Source organism: Rhodoferax sp. (assembly GCF_014859475.1).
Lineage (GTDB): Bacteria > Pseudomonadota > Gammaproteobacteria > Burkholderiales > Burkholderiaceae_C > Rhodoferax.
Window position 1 is genome coordinate 1 of the sequence record NZ_JACUUE010000328.1, and the last position, 1,709, is coordinate 1,709.

At 61.4% G+C, this 1,709-nt stretch carries 1 protein-coding gene; it reads left to right on the plus strand.

Features of this window, described 5'->3' with window-relative positions:
* A partial coding sequence (locus IBX54_RS14950) for a sensor domain-containing diguanylate cyclase (RefSeq protein ID WP_296543441.1) occupies positions 1-1,559 on the plus strand: 1,559 nt, incomplete at its 5' end.
* Positions 1,560-1,709 lie beyond the last annotated feature (150 nt).

Genomic DNA, 1,709 nt, shown 5'->3' on the forward strand with positions numbered 1-1,709 from the left:
TGGGCGGCAAGCTCGCCCTGTATCTGGCCGAGGCCCAGCGTGCGCAGTTCAACGCCATGCTGGCGCGCGCCCGCGACGAGCATGAGGTGCAGACGGCAGAGCTGCAGTTGCAGATCGATGGCCTGGAGCCACTGCCGGTGCAACTCAAGGTGGTCTGGATTGGTGCCGCAGTGGGCTGGCAGGTGGCGTTGATCGATGTGTGCGAGCGTCGCCGCATGGAGGCACAACTGCGCGCCAGCGAAGAGCGTCTGACGCTGGCGCTGTCATCGGTTGGCGACTGGGTTTGGGACTGGCAGGTGAGCCGTGATGAGATCACGATGTCGCAGGGATATGAGCAGATGTTGGGGGTTTCCCGCGAGGATTTGGGCCACACGGCTTCAGACGTGATGCGTTTTGTTCACCCGCAGGACAAGCGGCTGCTCATGAAAGAGCTGCAGGATTGCATCAATGGCATCAGCGAGCGTTATGCCATTGAACACCGGGTGGTGTGCCGGGACGGCAGTATCAAATGGATGCTGGCCCGCGGTGCCGTGGTGCAGCGCGCTACAGACGGCAAGGTCTTGCGTCTGGTAGGCATCATGGTCGATGTTTCGCAAAGAAAGCAGGTTGACGCCGACCTGCTGGCGGCAGCCCAGTTTCAGCAAGCGGTGTTTGATTCCATTTCGGCGCAGATACTGGTGCTGGATCAGTCTGGCACCATCGTGCAGACCAACGCAGCCTGGCAAAACCATGCCGCCAGGCTCGATTTGGGCGCTTCGCTCGGTCAGGATTACCTGGCTTTGTTGACCCGGCATTTTGTTTTTGATCAGGTCGGCGTGGACATCGTCGAGGCTGGCCTGGCTGCGGTTTTTGCCGGCGATGTTCCCCATTTTCATTTGCCCGAGCCGCTTCAGTGCAACTGCGGCCCTTACTGGTTCACCATCAGGTTCACCCCGGTGCAAGACGCGGCACACCGCCTGGTGGTGACGCACGAAGACGTGAGCGACCTCAAGCGCGCCGAACTGGCCAGCGCGGCACTGGCCAACATCGACCCCCTGACCGGCGCCTTGAGCCGACAACATTTCCTCAATCTTGCCGATCAGGAACTGGCGCGCGCGCAGCGCTATGCCTTGCCGCTGGTGGTGCTGATGCTCGACCTGGACCACTTCAAGCAGGTCAACGACAGCTACGGGCATGCGGCGGGCGACGCGGTGTTGAAGAGCTTTGTGCAAACCGTCAATAACGTGCTGCGCGAGTCCGATGTGATCGGGCGCATTGGCGGTGAAGAGTTTGCCGTGCTGCTGCCCAACACCACCCAACAGGGCGGCATTGCGCTGGCCAACCGTATTCTTGAAAGCGTGCGCTCAAACCCGGTTGTGACCTGTGATCAGCACATTCCCTACACGGTGAGCATTGGCGCCGGTTGGCTGGATAAGCAGAAATCTTTTGCCGAATTGCTGGGGCAGTGCGACGTGGCGCTTTACCGCGCCAAAAATGGCGGCCGCGACCGGCTCGAACTGCATTGGCAAGACTTGCCAGCGCAGCGCACCGGCGACGCACCCCAGGATTCACCGGCCTGACTTGGTCGCCCTTACGCTGCCACTGCTGTGGCGTTGCAGGATGCGCTCAGGCTGTCCTCGCGCCAGGAGCAATCGGGCTGGGTGCAGTCGCCCACCTTTCCATGAACAGCCCCGTCATTGCGAACGCAGTGACGCAATCCATGTCCCCGG